Annotated in this window: 14 protein-coding genes and 1 pseudogene; 9 read left to right on the top strand and 6 right to left on the bottom strand. The window is 59.1% G+C overall.

Features of this window, described 5'->3' with window-relative positions; translation table 11 throughout:
- Positions 1–18: 18 nt before the first annotated feature.
- From ACJJVH_RS29680 to ACJJVH_RS29650, 7 genes and pseudogenes are all read left to right on the top strand, one after another.
- Positions 19–852, top strand: a complete 834-nt coding sequence (locus tag ACJJVH_RS29680; protein WP_112803520.1) for a transporter substrate-binding domain-containing protein — start codon at positions 19–21, stop codon at positions 850–852.
- A gap of 11 nt (positions 853–863) precedes the next feature.
- Complete coding sequence (locus ACJJVH_RS29675; RefSeq protein ID WP_113383491.1) at positions 864–1,577, top strand: aspartate/glutamate racemase family protein; 714 nt, start codon at positions 864–866, stop codon at positions 1,575–1,577.
- Positions 1,577–2,233 (top strand): amino acid ABC transporter permease, encoded by a 657-nt coding sequence (locus ACJJVH_RS29670; RefSeq protein ID WP_112803355.1) that lies wholly within the window; start codon positions 1,577–1,579, stop codon positions 2,231–2,233. The genes ACJJVH_RS29675 and ACJJVH_RS29670 overlap by 1 nt, the downstream gene beginning before the upstream one ends.
- The gene (locus ACJJVH_RS29665; protein WP_113435083.1) at positions 2,230–3,024 is read left to right on the top strand and encodes an amino acid ABC transporter ATP-binding protein; all 795 of its coding nucleotides are present in this window, start codon (positions 2,230–2,232) and stop codon (positions 3,022–3,024) included. Before ACJJVH_RS29670 ends, ACJJVH_RS29665 begins: the two co-directional genes overlap by 4 nt.
- Before the next feature lie 18 nt (positions 3,025–3,042).
- Entirely contained in the window at positions 3,043–4,299 is a 1,257-nt protein-coding gene (locus ACJJVH_RS29660; protein WP_113435084.1) for an FAD-dependent oxidoreductase, read from the top strand.
- A 666-nt stretch (positions 4,300–4,965) separates the two neighbouring features.
- Positions 4,966–5,085 (top strand): annotated as a pseudogene (locus tag ACJJVH_RS29655) (hypothetical protein); the annotation flags it as partial.
- Between the two features lie 775 nt (positions 5,086–5,860).
- Positions 5,861–6,961, top strand: coding sequence for a porin (locus ACJJVH_RS29650; RefSeq protein WP_113423660.1), 1,101 nt, complete (start codon positions 5,861–5,863; stop codon positions 6,959–6,961).
- Positions 6,962–7,046: 85 nt separating this feature from the next.
- Here the strand turns inward: ACJJVH_RS29650 and ACJJVH_RS29645 are convergent, their stop codons facing one another.
- The 4 genes from ACJJVH_RS29645 to ACJJVH_RS29630 all read right to left on the bottom strand — a co-directional run bounded on the left by ACJJVH_RS29645 (position 7,047) and on the right by ACJJVH_RS29630 (position 12,684).
- Positions 7,047–8,291, bottom strand: coding sequence for a Dyp-type peroxidase (locus tag ACJJVH_RS29645; protein WP_113423659.1), 1,245 nt, complete (start codon positions 8,289–8,291; stop codon positions 7,047–7,049).
- Entirely contained in the window at positions 8,291–9,511 is a 1,221-nt protein-coding gene (gene efeO, locus ACJJVH_RS29640; RefSeq protein ID WP_412066895.1) for an iron uptake system protein EfeO, read from the bottom strand. The genes ACJJVH_RS29645 and efeO overlap by 1 nt, the downstream gene beginning before the upstream one ends.
- Positions 9,498–11,138, bottom strand: a complete 1,641-nt coding sequence (efeU, locus tag ACJJVH_RS29635; protein ID WP_113435086.1) for an iron uptake transporter permease EfeU — start codon at positions 11,136–11,138, stop codon at positions 9,498–9,500. The genes efeO and efeU overlap by 14 nt, the downstream gene beginning before the upstream one ends.
- A gap of 553 nt (positions 11,139–11,691) precedes the next feature.
- Positions 11,692–12,684, bottom strand: a complete 993-nt coding sequence (locus ACJJVH_RS29630) for a zinc-dependent alcohol dehydrogenase family protein (RefSeq protein ID WP_113435087.1) — start codon at positions 12,682–12,684, stop codon at positions 11,692–11,694.
- 359 nt (positions 12,685–13,043) lie between these two features.
- On the opposite strand from ACJJVH_RS29630, the gene ACJJVH_RS29625 reads away from it, so the two are divergent.
- Positions 13,044–14,045: an ABC transporter transmembrane domain-containing protein gene (locus ACJJVH_RS29625; RefSeq protein WP_412066894.1), complete on the top strand. Its 1,002-nt coding sequence runs from the start codon at positions 13,044–13,046 to the stop codon at positions 14,043–14,045.
- An 89-nt stretch (positions 14,046–14,134) separates the two neighbouring features.
- Here ACJJVH_RS29625 and ACJJVH_RS29620 read toward each other — a convergent pair whose 3' ends face one another.
- Both ACJJVH_RS29620 and ACJJVH_RS29615 read right to left on the bottom strand, forming a co-directional pair.
- A complete protein-coding gene (locus tag ACJJVH_RS29620) occupies positions 14,135–14,416 on the bottom strand; it encodes a hypothetical protein (RefSeq protein ID WP_162749183.1) in 282 nt (93 codons plus the stop codon).
- Between the two features lie 92 nt (positions 14,417–14,508).
- Complete coding sequence (locus ACJJVH_RS29615; protein ID WP_113358306.1) at positions 14,509–15,105, bottom strand: LysE family transporter; 597 nt, start codon at positions 15,103–15,105, stop codon at positions 14,509–14,511.
- A 492-nt stretch (positions 15,106–15,597) separates the two neighbouring features.
- Here ACJJVH_RS29615 and ACJJVH_RS29610 point away from each other — a divergent pair, with 492 nt between their 5' ends.
- Complete coding sequence (locus ACJJVH_RS29610; protein ID WP_412066893.1) at positions 15,598–18,246, top strand: ATP-binding protein; 2,649 nt, start codon at positions 15,598–15,600, stop codon at positions 18,244–18,246.
- The last annotated feature ends 101 nt before the right edge of the window (positions 18,247–18,347 follow it).

Below are 18,347 nucleotides of genomic sequence, written 5' to 3'. Positions count from 1 at the left end.
ATCAACTGGGATATGACCATGAACAGACGTGACTTCGGAAGGGTAATGCTGCTTGCAGGCGCTGCTGCACTCCTTCCGCCCTCCGCACTTCTAGCAGCGACCGAAGGTCCGACACTCGAAGCGATCCGGGCGCGTGGCGCTCTGCGGATCGGCGTGTTTGCGGGCACCGAACCTTATTATCACAAGAATCTCGCAACCGGAGAGTGGGAAGGTTTCTGTGTCGCCATGGGGCACGACCTCGCGCAGTATATCGGCGTCAAGCTAGAATTGGTCGAGACGACCTGGGGCAACTCCGTGATCGATCTGCAAAGCAACAAGATCGACATCATGTTCGGGCTCAGCAACAGTCCGGAGCGCGCCAAGGTTGTCGACTTCACCAAGGCGCTGATGGACAATACCTTCACCCTCGTTGCCCGCAAGGATCTGGAGGTAACGAAGTGGGAAGAAATGAACAAGCCGGAGATGCGGGTGGCCGTCGACCTCGGCTCGACGCAGGACAATTTCGCCCGCAAGAACCTGCCGAACTGCACGCTGGTCGCGCTCAAATCTGCCGATGAGACCATTCTGGCGCTTCAGTCGGGTCGCGCCGATGCCATCATCCAGGTCGCGCTGCTTGCCGTCGTGACGACGAAACACCTTGCTCCAAACGTCAAACTCATCATCCCGGACCCTCACGGAAGCCAGCCGACCACGATCGGCGTACGCCGCGACCCGAATGGCGAATTCCGCGACTATGTCGATGCCTGGCTTGCGGAACGCCGCGGGCAAGGCAAGGTCTCAAGCTGGATTGTCGATAGCCTCGCGCTCGTCGGTGTCGACAAGGCTGCGCTGCCTGCAAACCTGACCTTCTGACGGGCACGACCATGTCCGTCTCTTCAGGTGCCCTTGGCATCATCATGCTGGATACGACGTTCGAACGTCCGCCTGGCGATGTCGGCCATGCTGCATCATGGCGCTTTCCGGTCAGGTTCCGCCGGGTGCGTGGTGCATCCGTTTCCCTCGTCGTCCGCGCGGGCGGCGAGGGTCTCGTCGACGATTTCGTCGCCGTGGGACGAGAGCTGATCTCGGAGGGCTGCAGCGCGATTATCACGTCTTGCGGCTTCATGGCGCGCCACCAACGAAAGCTGGCCGAGGCGCTGGGCATGCCGGTGGCCGCCTCCAGCCTCATGCAGCTGCCCATGGTGGAAATGGCGCTCGGCGCAGGTCTACGCCCCGGTGTGATAACCTATGATGCAGCCAGCCTTGGTCCCGAGGTGTTCGAAGCTTGCGGGGCCGATCCATCCGTGCCCGTGCGCGGCGTGCCCGCCGGCGGCGCATTTCACGCGCTCATCGAGGGCTCTGCCGCATATGATCATGCAGCCTTGGAGACCGAGGTGATCGATACAGCCCGAAGGCTTGTCGCCGAACATCCATCCGTCGGCGCCATCGTGCTGGAATGCACCAATATGCCGCCCTTTGCCCAGGCGATTTCGGCTGCCCTCGATCTCCCCGTCTTCGACATACTGACGCTTGGCGAGTGGCTTTTCACCTCAACCTCTCCCCGGACTTTCCGTCGGGTCGAACAAAGCGCGCTGTGATGCAATATCAATGGGACTTCTCCAGCCTTTGGCAGTACCGCGGCCTATTTCTTCAAGGCTTGGGCTACACGGTCGGCTTTACCGTTTTGACCATCGTCTCCGGAATCCTTGTAGGCACGGTTTTCGCTCTTGCCCGACTTTCGGGTTTGAAAATCGTCACCGTTCCGATCATGACGATCGTGGAGCTGTTTCGCTGTACGCCTGTCCTCGTGCAGCTGGTCTGGTGTTACTACGCCCTCCCCATGCTGGTCGGAATTCAGATCTCCCCTGCGATGGCAGCCTTCATCACGCTGACCATGTACGGCGCCGCGTTCTACGCCGAGATCATTCGGGGCGGCATCGTCTCGATCGACGCCGGGCAATGGGATGCCGGCCGCGCGATCGGCATGCGTCGAGGCCAATTGATGGCCAAGATCATCCTGCCGCAGGCGCTGCGCCGCATGGTGCCGCCGCTGGTCAACCAGTCTGTCCTGCAGCTCAAGAACACCTCGCTTCTCTCCGTGCTCGCCGTGCCCGATCTGCTCTATCAAGGTCAGCTCGTGACGTCTGCCACCTACCGGCCGCTTGAAACCTATACTTTGATTGCATTTGTCTATCTGGCGGTCCTGTTCCCAATGACACGCCTGGCGCACTGGCTGGAGGCTCGCAAGGCATGAATAGCAAGGTAGAGAGAACGGGCGGCGACGAATCAATGATCGAGGTCGTAGGCCTGAAGAAATCCTTCGGTCCTGTCGAGGTCTTGAAGGACATCAACCTTTCCGTGCCGCGCGGTCAGGTCGTGGCGATGATCGGGCCGAGCGGCTCGGGAAAGTCGACCCTGTTGCGCAGCCTCAATTTGCTGTCATTGCCGGATGCAGGCTGCATCACCATCGGCGGAAAGCGGATGGATTTTTCCGCAGGGCGGGTCGCCATGCGTGACCGGGATCTCGCCGCCTTCCGTGCCAATACAGGGATGGTGTTTCAAAACTTCAACCTGTTCCCGCATATGAGCGTCATCGACAATGTGATGGTCGGCCCGGTGAGCGTGTTGAAGCAGGACAGGAACTCCGCGCGGAGCGCAGCGATGGAGCTTCTCGCCAAGGTCGGCCTGGTCACGAAAGCCGATGCCCGTCCGGAGCAGCTCTCGGGTGGACAGAAGCAGCGCGTGGCGATCGCCCGGGCGCTCGCCATGAAACCGGAAGTCATGCTGTTTGATGAGGCCACCTCTGCCCTCGATCCAGCACTGGTCGGCGAGGTTCTGGCCGTCATCCGTCAACTCGCCGAGCAAGGCATGACGATGATCCTTGTCACCCATGAGATGGCTTTTGCCCGCGATGTCGCCGACACGGTCATCTTCATGCAGGACGGCTTCGTCATCGAGTCCGGTGATGCACGCCAGGTCATCAACGAACCCCGCGAAACGAAAACGCGGGAATTTCTCAGCCATTTCCATGGCGGACTTTCCTGAGAGCAGGATAAAACGGCAATGACAGGCAAGGTAATCGTGGTCGGCGCGGGCATTATCGGTGCCACCGCGGCATTGAGATTGGCAGAGGCTGGCTGGGATGTCGCACTTTGCGACGGCAACGCGCCGGGCAGCGAAGCCGGGGCAAGCTACGGCAATGGCGGCTGGATCAGCCCAGCCTCGATCATACCGATGAGCATGCCAGGTCTGTGGCGGAAGGTTCCCGGCTTCCTTCTCGATCGAAACGGGCCGCTGACGATCGATTGGAGGTCGCTACCGCAGCTGACACCCTGGCTCCTGCGGTTTTTGTGGGCCGGTGCCAGCAAGACCCGCGTGCGCCGGACGGCGAAATTGCTGAGCTTCCTACTGCACGATGGCCCCGAGCGACATCTGGAACTCGCGCGAAAGACCGGGCAGGAGCAGCTCGTTCTTCAAAAAGGGCTGCTCTACGCCTATCCCGACCGGGCTTCCTTCGAGGCCGAAGCACTAAGCTGGGAGCTGCGTCGAGAAAACGGCGTTGCATATGTGGAGTGGGACGAGACCGAAATCCGGCGAAAGCTCCCGGTTTTAGGCCCTCCCTACCGGTTCGCCATCCATGTGGTCAACGGTGCCCATTGCCGCGACACCGGACGCTATGTGGCCGGCATTGTGCAAGCCGCCCAACGCAGGGGCGTGCAATTCCACCAGTCCGCCGTGACAGCCATCCTGGACGGTATGGCGCCGCAGGCCGTACTTGAGGGTGGCGAGACGCTATCTGCCGACCGCATCGTCGTGGCCGCGGGCATACATTCCGGCCGCCTGCTTCGCCCGCTCGGCGTGCGCATTCCGATGCAGAGCGAAAGGGGTTATCATGTGACCGTAACATCAGGGCAAACACCCTTCGAAATTCCCGTGATGCCGAGCACGGGCCGGATGGCCAATACGCCGACCAATATGGGTCTGCGCCTTTCGGGCCAGGTCGAGCTTGCAACGGTGAACAGACCTCCGAATTGGGAGCGCGCGCAGGTGCTGCAACGGCATGCCCTGGCGAGCTACCCCTATCTGTCGGCGGACAAGACACCCAACCTTCGTCTCTGGATGGGACATCGCCCATCCACGCCCGACGGCCTCCCGGTGATCGGCCCGCTGTCGCGCCATCCCGGCCTGATCGCCGCATTCGGCCATGGACATGTCGGCATCGCGGCAGCTCCCAAAACCGCGGATCTGGTGCTCGACGCGCTGGAACGTCGCATCAGCGACAACGCTTACGCCTTTCTACCCAGCCGTTTCGGTCAATGACTAACAGCCTATGCTGTAAGAGTTGCAAATTGTTGATTTCCGCGCAGAACTGAGCCGGTTATGGAGTGAACCCTTCGGGCCGAACCACGGGACACGGAAAACTGATACGCTGTGCGGGCCTCAATCGGAGAAGGCTCATGAAGTCCCAAGGTCCATATCGACGGCATTCGACAACGTTCAAGTTGCAGTTTTGCCTGGATATCCGAAACGGCGTCATCGGAGGCGCGACACACAGCGCACTTATCGCGTTTCCGCCAACCTCATTCAGTTGTGGCTGACGCAGCTCGATCGTGGTGAGCTAAACGATGAGGAGGCTGAGGCCAGTGTCATCGCCGAGTACGAGGCCCACATTGCGCGCGCTCGAACGAAAGGTCGGCCAGCTCACGATGAAGCTCGACCTAGTTAAAAAACTTCGCGTCAGCCGATCGCCGGCGACAGCGGGAACTCCTCCATCATCACCGTTCACCGACCTGTTCTGTCAGATGGGGATGCAAAATGATCGATCTCCCGAGAAACAGTTATTATTACGGATCAACTGCGTGAGCCTTGAACCTTGGGGATACCGAACTCGTTGCAATCATAGAGGACATCCAGGACGAGCTCCCCTGCTAAGTATACCGACGTGTAACGCACGAGCTTCGGCGGCGAGGCCTCCTCGTCAATCACAAGCGGGTCGCTGGTGTCATGCGGGCCAACGGCCTCGGAATCAAGCCACGCAAGCCTTATGTGTGCACGACCGACAGCAACCACGATTCACAATCTACCCGAACCTCTATCACAATGTGATCCCGGCGCGGCCCGATATGGTCTGGGTGGCCGACTTCATACATCCGTATCACCGTCGGCTTCTGTTATCTGGCCAGTGCTGATTCCCTGGGAGGGCCGTCGCTTGAAAGTTTCGACGTTTAGGTAGCCCTCTTTGCTAACTAGGGAATCTGTGAGTAACTTCCGACCGACAGTATTGACACTCAGTAGGCATCTATTTGTTTCTGCAACGGATTCATAAGAATCCTCTTGATCGATAGCGCATTTGTAAGCGAGACGTTAATGCCTCGTTAATCCTATTTCCCTTGCGGTGTATTTAGAATCATACCTTACTCGAGACGGCAGCAGCGCCTCTGACGCCATCTAAAAACGGAGGCAACTATGAACGTGATTGATTGATACATCAATCGAGCATCGACTTCCGCACACTTTACTCAGTGCGCGGATACTGTCTGCGTGGTTTGAGCTTCGAGGTGTTGAGCAAGCAAAGTTGTGGCCCACGCGAGTGCACTCGGTCCCATGCCGAAAGCACGTTCAGCGAGAGGAGCTTCCCCCGTCAGGTTGAAAATTGTTGCCTATTCTTTGCGTAAAGCCCACATGACTTCGAAACACCATGATCGCACTCACTGTAAACAACTGCCCAGAATTGTGAAAAGTCGCCCTTGAAAAACATGATAAATTGAGTCAGGTATTTATTGTGTGCTTCCCGCTTCACGCCCCTTGGGACTCATAAGGATCAGCCTGAGCCGTCATCTGTTGGCGAGATTTCCGGCGGGTCGACAACAGAGGATTTTCAATGAACATCAAGAGCCTTTTTCTCGGCTCCGCCGCAACACTGGCAGTCGTCTCTGGCGTTCATGCGGCTGACGCCATCGTCTCCGCAGAACCGGAGCCGCTCGAATATGTGCGCATTTGCGATGCATACGGAACCGGCTATTTCTATATTCCCGGCACTGAAACCTGCTTGCAGATCGGCGGCATGGTCCGCACCGAAGGCCAATGGTATGACGCCTATACCGCCAGGAGCAAGGTGGGCACGAAATGGTACAACCGTACCGAACTGAATGTGAATACGGCAACCGACACGGAATATGGCCCGCTGAAGACGCAGACGGTCTTTCGGTGGGAATGGAACGACGGCGGCGACACCGAAGCCAAGCTGCTCTGGGCCAATATCACCCTCGGTGGCTTCCTCGTTGGCAAGCAGGATTCGCAGTATAATCTCTATGCTGGCTATGCCGGCGATGTCGTGAACGATGACGCGATCTACGACGGCCCGAACGAACTTAACCAGTTGACTTACAGCTATGATGCCGGCAACGGCTTCACGGCGGTCGTGTCGCTGGAAGATTCCAACTCGTCCGATGACGAGGACAGCTACGGCGGTGCGTGGCGCACCTCGAAGGCCAATCACTATGCACCGAACGTCGTCGCCGGTTTCGGTTACACGACCGGCGCGATTGGCTTCAAGGTCGTCGGCGGTTATGACTCCATTGTCGAGGAAGGCGCCATCAAGGCGCGCATCGACGCCAAGTTCGGCGGCGTGGAAGCCTTCCTCATGGGCGGCTGGAACACCAATGGCGACAAGCTCAACCAGTATGCCGGTTCGAACCAGGACGAATCCGCCTGCACGACGGCCGACGGGGTTGTCCACGGTGCGAAATGCGGCTGGGGCGATTGGGCTGTCTGGGGTGGAGTCGGCGTTCCGATCAACGACAAGCTGAAGTGGAACCTGCAGCTTGCCTACACCGACTCGAAGATTTTCGAGGCAACCACGAACGTCAAGTTCAATCCGGTCAAGGATCTGCTGATCATGCCGGAATTGACCTACATGCATTATGACTTCATCAACGACGACACGGTCGCCGGCGTGCTTCGCTTCGAACGAACTTTCTGAGCTGATGGTAAGAGCCGGAGGCCGAGGCCTCCGGCTTTATGACGGCAAGTGAATTCCGCTGATGATAGTGTACAACTCGCAGCCGCTACGTGAACATCTCCTGAGCAATATATGAGCCTTCGCGAGGCGCCGGAGGAACGAAAAAGATCCCCGAGCCGATATGGGATATGTATTCGTTGAGGGCGTCCGAAGCGCCAAGCTTCTCCTGGATCGTCTCGAAATGGGCAGGGTCGTTCTGGTAGGAGATGAAGAGCAGGCCGGCATCGAGCAGGCCGATTTCGTTGATGCCGTCGGTGTAGTTGTAGGAGCGGCGCAGTATCCTGAGCCCGTTGTTGTTTTCATGCGCGGCAAGCCGGATATGCGCGGTCGCGGGGATCACCAGGTTTCCGCCCGGATCCTGTTTCCGGAAGTCCGGTGTATCAAATTCTTCGGCGCCGGTCAGCGGTGCACCGGAAACCTTGAAACGGCCGAACACATTGTTCTGATCTCCGATCCGGTCGGTATCCCAGTTCTCGACGTGCATCTTGATCTTCCGCACAATCTGATAGGTGCCATTCCGCTGCCACGACGGTCCTCCCTCCTTGAGCCAGACGAATTTTTCGAAATCGGCCTCTTCAATGATATTGCGCGTGCCGTCCTTGAATCCCAGAAGGTTGCGCGGGGTCGTTTGTCCCTTCCCGGCAGAGGCGCGACCGAAGCCCATGACCGTCCAGCGCGTTGCCGCCGCACCCGTGTCCTTGGCAATGCGGGCAAGGTCGCGGACGGCATGGTAGGCAACCTGAGGATCGTCGGCACAGGCCTGGACCGAGAGATCGCCGCCAGTAAGCTCCGGTTTCAGATCGTCGCTGGGAAGTTGCCGCAGATTGCGCAGCAAGGGAGGCTTCTGGTCGGCTAGGTCATAGGTGTCCGTGAAGACCTTCGGGCCGAGCCCGACGGTCACAGTCAGGGAGGCGGGGCCGAGGTCCAGGGCCTCACCGGTATCGAAGCCTGTGGCGTTGGGCCGTGACGGCTCCACTTGGCCGATGGTTCCGCCCTGCATCAACTGGGCGATAGCCCCCGACCAGCGCGCCAGCAGAACCTGGAGATCCCTGCGCAGTGGCGAGGTCAGATCGAAGGTCATGTAGAAGATGTGGCGTTGAGGTGGCGTGCGAATGCCAGCTTGTCCGACCTCGCCATAAAAGGCGTATCGCCGGTTCAAATCGAGCATGTCGCCCGCATCCGTGGCCGCCGTGGCTGAGGCGGTAGCCGATACGGCTGTGCCGATGGTGCTCGCGGCCGCTCCCAAGAGCAGGCCGCGGCGCGATAAGCGATTATCGTTACCAGACCCCATCAGTGCGCGGTTGCCACTTTTTCGGCAATCTTTGATAGCGGCTCCTGGAGTGCCTGGATGCTCTTGCTGAGTTTCGCGGCGTCAGACGCCTTCAGTTCGGCGGTATAGATCTTGTAGCCGCCAGAGACGCTTGGGTCGCGGTAATCCTTGAGCAGCGACAGGACGTTGGCAAACTGGGCGTTCACCTGCTTGGTGAGATCGGTATCGATTTTCTCCATGCCAGGCTCCAGGAAGGCGAAAGCCTGCTGCGCCCCCTCGACATTGCCGGCGAAATCCACGAGGTCGTAGTGGCTGAAGGCTTCTTCCTCACCCGAAACCTTGTTGCTCTGCACCTCTTCGAGCAGGTCGGCCGCGCCATTGGCAAGATCCTCCGGCTTGTACTCCAAGGTCTTTACCAGCTCGGCGAGCTTTTTGACGTTCTGCTGCAGCTCGCCAGCCAGCGTCTTGGTCTCGTCGGTGATCTGGCCCTTTTTAAAGAGGTCGCGCTCAACCGCGTGGAAGCCGTGCCAGCCAACCTTGTCGTCCAGGTTGGAAGCGCGCATGTCGATCAGGTAGTCGAGGTTGCCGGCATTGTCGGTTGCCTTGAAGCCGGGCAGCACGAAGCCGTCGACATCGGATTCGATGCGTTCATAGAAGGGTCGGGCCAACGGATAGTCGGCTTTGGCCTTGGCGAGGTCTCCGGCGTCGATATCCGTTTTCAGCTTATCGACTGCGGTCACCATGGCGTCAACGACGCCGGTTACGTAGCTTGCGTAGCCCTTGGTGCTGTCCGCCAGAATATCAGCCGTACTGCCCGCGGGCTGGGGAGCCGCCGCGCCGGTGACCTTGAACTCCACCATTTCCTGCTTCGCGCCGGGGCAGTAGACCTGATAAGTGCCGCCGCCGAGGGTTACAGTGAAACTGACGGTCGGTAGTCCGGGTGCTAGGTTCTCCTTCTCGCCGAGGATGCGGTTGTTGCTCTGAAGTTCGATTTCGGTGATCGCCGTGGCGGTCTTATTGGTCACGGCGAAGGTGATCGGGCCGGCGTTGGCCGTGGCGTGGTCGAGGCTGCAGGTGCCGCCGTCGTCACCCGTCAGCGTGATTGCGACCTGCGCGGCGCCGTTCGTTACCGGTGCGGTGTCGTCTGCTGCGGCACTCGAATAGACGCCGGAAGCGAGCGCCAGAAGTGCCGTCAATCCGCTTGTCGTCATCAGGGTCCGTCTCGAGTTAATGCGCGGCATGTGTTGCTCCTTTTACGGTAGATTTGCCGACGCCATGGCCGGGATTTGAATTGGGACAGTCGGGCGCCTCAGCCCGGCGGCGCAGCCGGGCGATGGTGCGGCCAGCGAAAGCGGCCAGTACGATAGCGGCGACGGCAAGAGCGAGCGGCAGTTGTACGGCCCAGAAGGCACGCTCCGCCTTGGCCGCAGTCAAGGCGGAGCGTGCAGCAGCGACCTTATCGCGATAGGATGCCGAAACCTGCCAGTCGCCGGCGGAAATATCGTTGTCGGTATCGCGAACCGCCAGAGTGCGCGATGTCTGGAGACCGCCACCGGAAAGGGTGACGACGGTCGTGCCGCTCCGGGCGGCGTCGAGCAGCACACCGTTCGCCACCCACACCTTGACCGAACGATGAACCGACCAGCCGGCCATGAAGGGACCGGGGTGCCGCGCCGGACTGAAACCGACCGGTATACGTCCGCCCGACAGCGCGACGAGCTGATCGAGCGTCAGGCTGGATAGTGCATGCGGCGGCGGGTTCGTATCGGTGATCGTCCAGGCAGACGTCTGTGTGCCGTCATGCAGTTCGTGCCGCGCGTCCTCTGACGGAAGTGATAAGTTGAGATCCGCCGATCCACTAGCAGCGACCTTCAATACGGACGCCGAACCGCCCTCTCCGTTCTTCAGCCGTACCGCCCCGATCGGTTGAGCGGATGTGCTCGAAACGATCGGCGCCTCGACGGGGAGCTGCGCATGCGGAGTGGGATAAAGCGTGGCGAGACCGAGGGCCAGCGTGGCGAGCGCTGCCGCCGCGACAAGCCGCAATCTTGCTGCCATGCGCGCCTCGATGCGCATGGATGCGGGCCAATAGATGAACAGGGCGACAGGAACAAGATATGCAAGCCAGCCGAGGACTTCGATCAGCCGCGGGTCAGCGGGGATGCCGAGTACACCCGTGACGAGGGCCGAGCGGACGGTGCCTGGCGTAACGAGCCAGGCAAGGTTAACCGTTGACTGCTGGCCGGCGTTCAGCCAGCCCGCCTCGTGTGCCGCGCGCAATGCGCTGATCACCAGTCCTGCGGCAACAAGGACGAGGAAGGCACCCGTGAAGCGAAAGAACCGCGACAGATTGATCCTGATCCCACCGATATAGATGCCCCAGCCGATGATAACCGCCAGAGCGAGGCCGATGATTGCACCCGCGGCAGCCAACACCGCCGACTGCGCGGCCGAAAATGTCGCGAGCAGGAACACGCTGGTCTCGAAGCCCTCCCGCAGAACGGCGAGAAAAGCCATGCCGACCAGCGCATAGGCGCCGCCCTGACTTAGCGCTTCGTTAGCCTCTGCTTCGAGATCGTGCTTGAGACCGCGAGCATGGGTGTTCATCCATGCAATCATGCCGGTCACGAAAAAGACGGCAATGGCTCCGATAACGCACTCCATGCCCTCCTGACTGGCCTGCGGCAGCGCCTGTTCGACCAGTTCGAGGCCGACGCCGACAGCGACCGACAGCAGTACGGCAAGAGCCACGCCTAACCACATGGCCGAAAGCGATTTGCCGTTTTTCCGCAGGAAGGCCGCGATGATGCCGACGATCAGCGATGCTTCCAGTCCTTCCCGAAGGCCGATGATGAGCGTCGCTAGCATCAGGACACCGCAACTGGCTCAAGGTGATCCCTCCGGAATCCCATGAAACCGGATGAAGACGTAGAACCACTGGCATTTCCGCTTTTGCGCTGGCTTCCTGCGGCCCAATGCACGGCCTCGATATTTTTAAGCTTCGCAGTCATTTGGCATCACAATCACCTGCCAACGCTTCCGGTGGCCCGTGCTCACATCCGAATGCAGCGATCTTAAACCGCCAAAAAAAGCCTGCAATGACAATGATTTATAGTGATTCTAATGTCGATGTTTGCCAAACGAAGACATGGCTTTTGCGATCAACTTTAGTATCTGATTTTGTTACGTTCCTTGGATAATCCAAGTGCGTTTCTTCGGCCCAGCCGGTGCGACGAAACGTCGCCACGCGCCTCTTTGACGATCACGGAGAATAGAGAATGTCCACCTCGAACATCTCGTTTGAAGCAAAATGGGTGCATGATCCAGAGTGGCGAAATGAGGCTTGATATTCAACCGGTTATCGGCATGGGTCAGGTGAAGTTCGGCATATCGGCAGCCCGGCATCCATCGCAATGTTAGGTTAGCTTGCCCCGGGCACCAATACCGCCGCACCAACCAGATGCCCGGCCCGGAGATCGGCGAGCGCATCGTTGGCTCTTTCCAACGGATAGGCTGTCGTGCGGGTTCGTACGCCTGCCGACCGGGCAATTGGGAAAAACTCTTCAGCGTCCGTGCGTGTCAAGTTGGCGACCGAGACCAGCTCGCGCTCGCCCCAAAGAATGGCATAGGGCATGGAAGGCAAATCGCTCATGTATATTCCCCCGCATACAACCACTCCGCCTTTACGAACCGCCTTGAGCGCAGACGGCACCAGATCGCCTACCGGCGCGAAGATGATGGCTGCGTCAAGCGGAACCGGCGGATTCTCCTCCGACGAGCCGGCCCATGTCGCGCCAAGCTCAAGTGCAAACTGCTGTGCAGCACAATCACCTCGGCGTGTGAACGCGTAAACCTCTCGACCCTGCCAGATGCAGATCTGGGTTAGGATATGCGCGGCGGCGCCGAAGCCGAAGAAGCCGATGCGTCTGGCATCGCCGGCCTTCTTGAGCGAGCGCCAGCCAATCAATCCCGCACACAAAAGCGGCGCGAGCGATATGGGATCAGCGTTCGCGTCGAGATCGAACGCAAAGGCTGCGTCGGCCACAACATGCGTCGCGAAACCGCCGTCGCGGGTATAACCGGTGAACTGCGGACGGTCACATAGGTTCTCGGCTTTCATTCGGCAGAAAGAACATGTGCCGCAGGTATGACCAAGCCAGGGAACGCCTACGCGACGGCCAAGTTTGGCATTGTCGGTGCCGTGGCCTACGGCCTCGACAATGCCCACGATCTCATGGCCCGGCACAAGCGGAAGCCTTGGATCGCTGAGATCACCGTCTATAACGTGAAGATCGGTACGACAGACGGCGCAGGCTTCAACCCTTATCCTTAACTCGCCTGGCCCTGGCATCGGATTGTCGCGTTCGACAAATGCCAGCGGTTTGCCGATTTGTTGGAGAATCATTGCCTTCATGGCTGGAACCGATCGAAATTGAGCTTCTTCTCGAAGCGAGATATCGGGCGAAAAAGCCGGAAATCGTCCCCTCGATCGACGCTTCAAGCACCTTTTCGCCGATACTCCGGCGGGTGGATTCATTACCACCCTTCCCTTCCCACACAAATGGTGTTTCGGCTTTGACGCGAATCAACATGTGCACCGGAAGAACGTGAAAACGTCAACGAACAGGACAATCGTGTGACATTTCAGGAGATATCGGTGCAAAAACTATTGCTGATCATATTGATCGTCATGATCGCTACGATCATCGGCATTTTATGGGTGAAGCCGATCGCCGACACCGGGCGACAGACAGCGCTTGAGAAATCGGCGCAATGACCATTCCCAAAACACCTGGCGGTTCAAGGGCGGCGATATCGGAGCGGTTTCCGAAAAACGTTATCCTGCCCCGAACGCTGTACGGCTTCGTTTTCCGAGCTTCCGGATGGCACCAGCTCGCTACCGCGATCTTATCCATTGTGCTCTTTTCAGCAGGAACCATACCACTGGAAATACAGCGACGGATCGTGAACGCAGCAACAGACAGCAGCTCTTACCGAACGATCGCTTTTCTGGTGCTGATATACATCTCTCTAGCCCTGATCGAAGGAACCGTGAAACTCGTCCTCAACGTGTACAGTAGCTGGATCGGAGAAGCGGCAATCCGTTGGCTCCGCCTGCAAGTGTTCGAGACATCGCAGGCGTCAAAGGAGGAAAGCTCCATTATGACGAGTGAAGGCGTGCAGCTCTCGATTATCCTGGCCGAAGCCGAGCCTGTCGGTGGCTTCGTCGGCGCCAGCATCTCGGAGCCCCTGCTGCAAATCGGGATATTAACAGCTGTTTGCGGCTATCTGGTCTATCTGCAGCCCCTTATGACGATAATCGTTGTCACGATCTTTCTTCCACAAAGCGGCTTCGTCCCGCTCATGCAGGAATCGATCAATCAGCGCGTCGCCAAAAAGATCAGTATCATGCGCCACGTCAGCGAGGACATCGTCCGTACCGGGCGCGCAATCGACATGGATGGCCTCCAGACGTCGCGTATCGAAGAGGTCTTCCAAATCAACATGGGTATCTACAAAATCAAATTCACGATGAATTTCATGATGAACCTGATGACGCAGATGGGTTACGCAGGCATTTTCGCGATGGGCGGCTACTTTGTGGTCACCGGGAAAACCCAGATCGGGACAGTTGCCGCTTTCGTATCCGGACTGTCGAAAATAAACGATCCCTGGGGTGATCTCGTCAATTGGTATCGCGATCTGCGCGTGGCGCAGGTCAAGTACCGCCTCATATTCAATTCAGCACATGCGGGCAACGCTGCAGTGGGTTAAGGAACCAGACTCCGCTCCTTCACTGGCGGTTTTTCATCCGTGGTCGCGAGCTTTCCGGTTACATGCCGGAACAGCGGATCGATCGGCAATCATGGGCCGCCGATTCTCCTGCGGAAATCACGATTGAGATCGCTGATCGTCCATGAGACAACAATCGTACGGAGCTGCGCGGGATTTCCAATGCCCATACGATTGAGCAGCGCAAGTCTTTCTGCTAGACGTCTGCGGCAGCATAAACTGCTTTCGAACCACGGCTGGCCGGCAATACTATCCAGCACGCCCCGAAGCATCTCATCATGCGCTGGCTCGCAACGGTTCGCTTCCTGTCGAAGTCCTTGATCCATCGTCGTTCCTAAATCAAATGCATCCAAAATTCGCCTCGTCATGCACACTGCAGGGTGCTTAAAGAGCTGGTATCCTTGGCTATGGACAGGTTCAGACGAAGCGAACCGATCCGAGGCCGCTAGGCCACCAGACGAAATCCCATTGCAACCAAAGCGGCGCCGGCCAGAAAATTGAGCCTGGAAAGAAGCGTATGCGGCAACCGGTCCTTCAGCATCCATGTGGAGCCGCTTAGCGCCGCGTAACAGGTGATGCTTCCAAGCAAAACACCAGCCACGGTCGCCGAAAGCGTAAGGAGCCTCCCCCTTTCGACGAACATTCCGGACCCGACCAGCGCTAGGTAAGGAAGAATGGTCGCGGGATTGGTCAATGCCAGCATCAAACCAGCGAGATAGTCGGCGAAGCCGCTAGTCTTTGTTATGACTGACCGCTGCGGATTTTGGATCCTGACCAATATCTTCAGCCCGATTATGACCATAAGGGCGCCGGATGCCGGACGGACAAGCGGCTGCCACCCGGTAAGCGATTCCGTTATGGCATTGGCTCCCAATACTGCGAGGATCGCGAACAAGCCGTGGGCCGTGGCTGCCCCTGCGCCGCAGGCCAAGCCGCGCAAGGCACCGTTCAGGAGGGTGCGCTGCACGCACATCAGCGACACCGGCCCGAACGGAAGGGCAATGGAGAAGGCAAAAAATGCGCTGGAAGTGATGACCGACATGGCTACGCAGACTTTCCGTGCATCGGCGCAACGGCACACTGCACAGTCGAAAACCTGTCCTCACAGGCTTTCTCGGCAGCTTTCCGGCAGACGCCCTCAATCATCCGTGAGGGTAAGTGCGATGCGTTCGCATCGCATCGGTGCGACTACCTAAATTTGGGAATATCGCGTACCTAAATTTCATTCCAACGACGGAAGCGTTCTGTCTGATCAAGTCTGTTCTGGACAGCCCGACGGGTATCATCCCAATGGATGATGACTGATGGCGAATTTCAGCTAAATTCTCTCATAACGGGCAAAATAACGGAATGAAATAAATTTCATTGGAGAATTATCCGGTTACATCACGCTCACGGAAAGCTTCATCCTATGGTTTCGAATTCTGGATCGCAGACGAAGGGACACATTTCGAAGCACGCGCCCTTCAGCAATGTCGGACATCCCGGTCGACCCTTTGTGGCCAACGGTCCGCTGCTGGAAAGAGAAGCCGCGATGGCGGCGCTGTTGGCGGCATTGGAGAGCGCTGCCTCGGGAAGAGGCAGCATCGTGATCGTCGAGGGCGAACCCGGTATCGGCAAGACGTCGCTGCTCCAATCCTTTTCGGAGATGATTGACGGCAAGCACGAGGTTCATTGGGGATGGAACGACCCGTTGAGCACGCCGCGGCCGCTCGGCGTGCTTCAGGACATGGCGATGACCATGGATCGCCGCATCGGCGAGATGCTTGCCAGCGGCGCCTCTCCCGGCCTTATCTTTCCGGCAGTGCTCGCAGCCGTCATGCAATCGTCGAGGACGACAGTTCTCGTTTTCGAGGATCTGCACTGGGCAGACCACGCAACGCTCGATCTGATCCGCTTCCTCGGGCGTCGCGTCTCGCTGCTCCGGGCCGTGCTGGTCCTCACCATACGCAGCGTCGATGTCGACCGGGATCATCCCGTCACCCAGCTTTTCGGCGAGCTACCGGCAGCCGCTCTTAGCCGAATACCTCTGGAACCGCTATCTCGAGCGGCCGTGACAACGCTCGCCGGCAGCCCGGACAAAGGCGATGCGCTGTATCGCACTACCGAAGGCAACCCTTTTTTCGTGACGGAGCTCCTCACGGACGACAACGCCAATCAGGGGCACCTGCCCGCCTCGGTGCGGGATGCGGTGTGGGCTCGCTGGTCTCGTCTGCCCGCTGCCATCCGCGACTTTCTCTACCTCATCAGCATTCTTCCGGGCGGCGCGTCTCCATCCATGATTCCTCGCTTGATGATCGACGACGCCGAAAATATTGCCGAGCAATGCATCGAACGTGGTTTGCTGCGGCGCGATGAGAAGGGTGCGTTGGTCTTCCGGCACGAATTGGTTCGGGAGGCGACGCTGGAACGGCTTTCTCCGGCAACAAGACGCACGCTTCATGCAAGCATGGAAGATGTATTTGCGGCTTTGCCCAATTCGGAAAGCGATCCCGGCATCTTGTCTCAGCGCCTTCATCATGCCGATATGTCCGGAAATGTTGCGCGAGTGCTCGACCTGGCGCCGAAGGCCGCGGCTCAGGCTGCAGCGCTCGGAGCGCATCAGCAGGCCGTCGCCCATTTGACGACGGCGCTCAACCATATCACGTTGGCACATCCGGCAGCCGCAGCCCAGATCTACGAGGACTGGGCCCACGAGACCTTTCTGGCAGGGAACGTCTCTTCCGACGAAACGATGCACGCCTACAGCTTTGCGATTGCGTTGTGGCGGTCTCAGGAAAAGATCGTGAAGGTTGGGCTGAACCTCTGCCGCCTTGCGCGTTTGCACTGGCGCCGCGGCGAGACCGACCAGGCGGTGGCCTATACCGAGCAGGCAGTTCACGAGTTGGAGGGCCTGCCTCCGAGCAAGGAGCTCGCCCTGGCCTACAGCACGCGCTCCCAATTACTGATGCTCCATGACCGCTTCGACGAAGCGATCTTCTGGGGCAGGCGCGCAATCGACCTTTCCGGCAAGCTGGGCGAAATCGAGATCCGTATCCATGCCCTCAACAATGTCGGCACGTCTCTGATGATCGCGGGGCAATCCGGTGGAGACGCCCTGCTCGAGGAGAGCCTTGCCCTTTCGCTGCATCATGGTTTCGATGACCATGCCTCCCGGGCCTATACCAACCTTTCTGAGTGCTGCATGATCTTCAAGGATTTTGCCGTGGCCGAAAGGCTGATGACGGAAGGAATTGCCTTTTGCGTCCAGCATGACCTCGATGCCGCGGCACATTATCTGCTGGGCCGGCAGGCCCAGTTGCGCATGGAACAAGGGCGCCTGCACGAAGCGCATACGATTGCAAAAGGCGTGATTTCAAAAGACGGGTTTCCGCGCGTCATGCACCTGCCGGCCCTTTCCGTTCTGGCCCGCGTCAGGATGAGGCTGGGCCTGCCAGACGGCATCGAGCTTCTGCATCAGGCTTTGGAACAAGGACAGTCGACCGGAGAGCCTCAGCGAATTATTCCGGTTCGCCTCGCCCTGCTCGAAGCGGCGTGGTTGCGCGATTGTGTCGAGGAGGCGCGCGAACAGGCCGATGCCCTCATGGCGGCAGGGATCGGGCAGCTATCGTCCTGGGATCTCGGCGAACTGCAAGTCTGGCTTCGCCGCTGCGGGTTGCCCATGCCCGTAACGGTGTTGAACGCGCATTCGGTCCCGCCTAGGGCGGCCGAGCTCGCGGGGGATTTCGAAACGGCGGCCAGCCTTTGGTTTTCCCTGGGCCAGCCTTACGAAGGCGCTCTCTCGCTGATACAGGTCGCCGGAGAAGGTGCAGGCGGGGCATTGTCCCGCGCGGTCGAAGTTCTCGAAGGCATGGGAGCAAAGCCAGCCGCCGCCTTTGCGCGTCGCCTGGCGGCGCGGACAGGATGCGCCGACACGCTGCCGAAGCAGCGCAGAGGACCCTACAGATCGGCACGACAGCACCCTCTCGGCCTAACCGGCTCCGAGCAGAAGGTTCTGGTTCTCATGGTGCAGGGACTGGGCAACAAGGACATCGCGCGCCGTGTATCGCGATCGCTGAGAACCGTCGAGCATCAGGTGTCTTCCGTACTTGGGAAATTCAATGCGGCAAACCGGCTGGAGGTGCTGCTGAGGGTGCGCGGCGAACCCTGGCTCATCGACAAGGCGGAGAACGAGGCGGAATAGCCGCCGAATTTGGGGACGCGCGGTTCACCGAGCGCCACGGCCAAACATTCACCAACATGATGACGCAGGCCGGATCATCTCATCGAGACCTTGCCGCAGTT

This window comes from Rhizobium sp. SYY.PMSO (assembly GCF_046840415.1).
GTDB lineage: Bacteria > Pseudomonadota > Alphaproteobacteria > Rhizobiales > Rhizobiaceae > Rhizobium.
This window is presented reverse-complemented; position numbering and strand designations above follow the sequence as displayed.

Excerpts from the sequence above, each read along its gene's own strand:
- ACJJVH_RS29645 (WP_113423659.1), bottom strand. The coding sequence starts at position 8,291 with ATGGGGTCTGGTAACGATAATCGCTTATCGCGCCGCGGCCTGCTCTTG.
- ACJJVH_RS29625 (WP_412066894.1), top strand. The coding sequence starts at position 13,044 with ATGACCATTCCCAAAACACCTGGCGGTTCAAGGGCGGCGATATCGGAG.
- ACJJVH_RS29610 (WP_412066893.1), top strand. The coding sequence starts at position 15,598 with ATGGCGGCGCTGTTGGCGGCATTGGAGAGCGCTGCCTCGGGAAGAGGC.
- ACJJVH_RS29670 (WP_112803355.1), top strand. The coding sequence starts at position 1,577 with ATGCAATATCAATGGGACTTCTCCAGCCTTTGGCAGTACCGCGGCCTA.
- efeU (WP_113435086.1), bottom strand. The coding sequence starts at position 11,138 with ATGCTAGCGACGCTCATCATCGGCCTTCGGGAAGGACTGGAAGCATCG.
- ACJJVH_RS29675 (WP_113383491.1), top strand. The coding sequence starts at position 864 with ATGTCCGTCTCTTCAGGTGCCCTTGGCATCATCATGCTGGATACGACG.
- ACJJVH_RS29630 (WP_113435087.1), bottom strand. The coding sequence starts at position 12,684 with ATGAAGGCAATGATTCTCCAACAAATCGGCAAACCGCTGGCATTTGTC.
- ACJJVH_RS29680 (WP_112803520.1), top strand. The coding sequence starts at position 19 with ATGAACAGACGTGACTTCGGAAGGGTAATGCTGCTTGCAGGCGCTGCT.
- ACJJVH_RS29660 (WP_113435084.1), top strand. The coding sequence starts at position 3,043 with ATGACAGGCAAGGTAATCGTGGTCGGCGCGGGCATTATCGGTGCCACC.
- efeO (WP_412066895.1), bottom strand. The coding sequence starts at position 9,511 with ATGCCGCGCATTAACTCGAGACGGACCCTGATGACGACAAGCGGATTG.
- ACJJVH_RS29650 (WP_113423660.1), top strand. The coding sequence starts at position 5,861 with ATGAACATCAAGAGCCTTTTTCTCGGCTCCGCCGCAACACTGGCAGTC.
- ACJJVH_RS29615 (WP_113358306.1), bottom strand. The coding sequence starts at position 15,105 with ATGTCGGTCATCACTTCCAGCGCATTTTTTGCCTTCTCCATTGCCCTT.
- ACJJVH_RS29665 (WP_113435083.1), top strand. The coding sequence starts at position 2,230 with ATGAATAGCAAGGTAGAGAGAACGGGCGGCGACGAATCAATGATCGAG.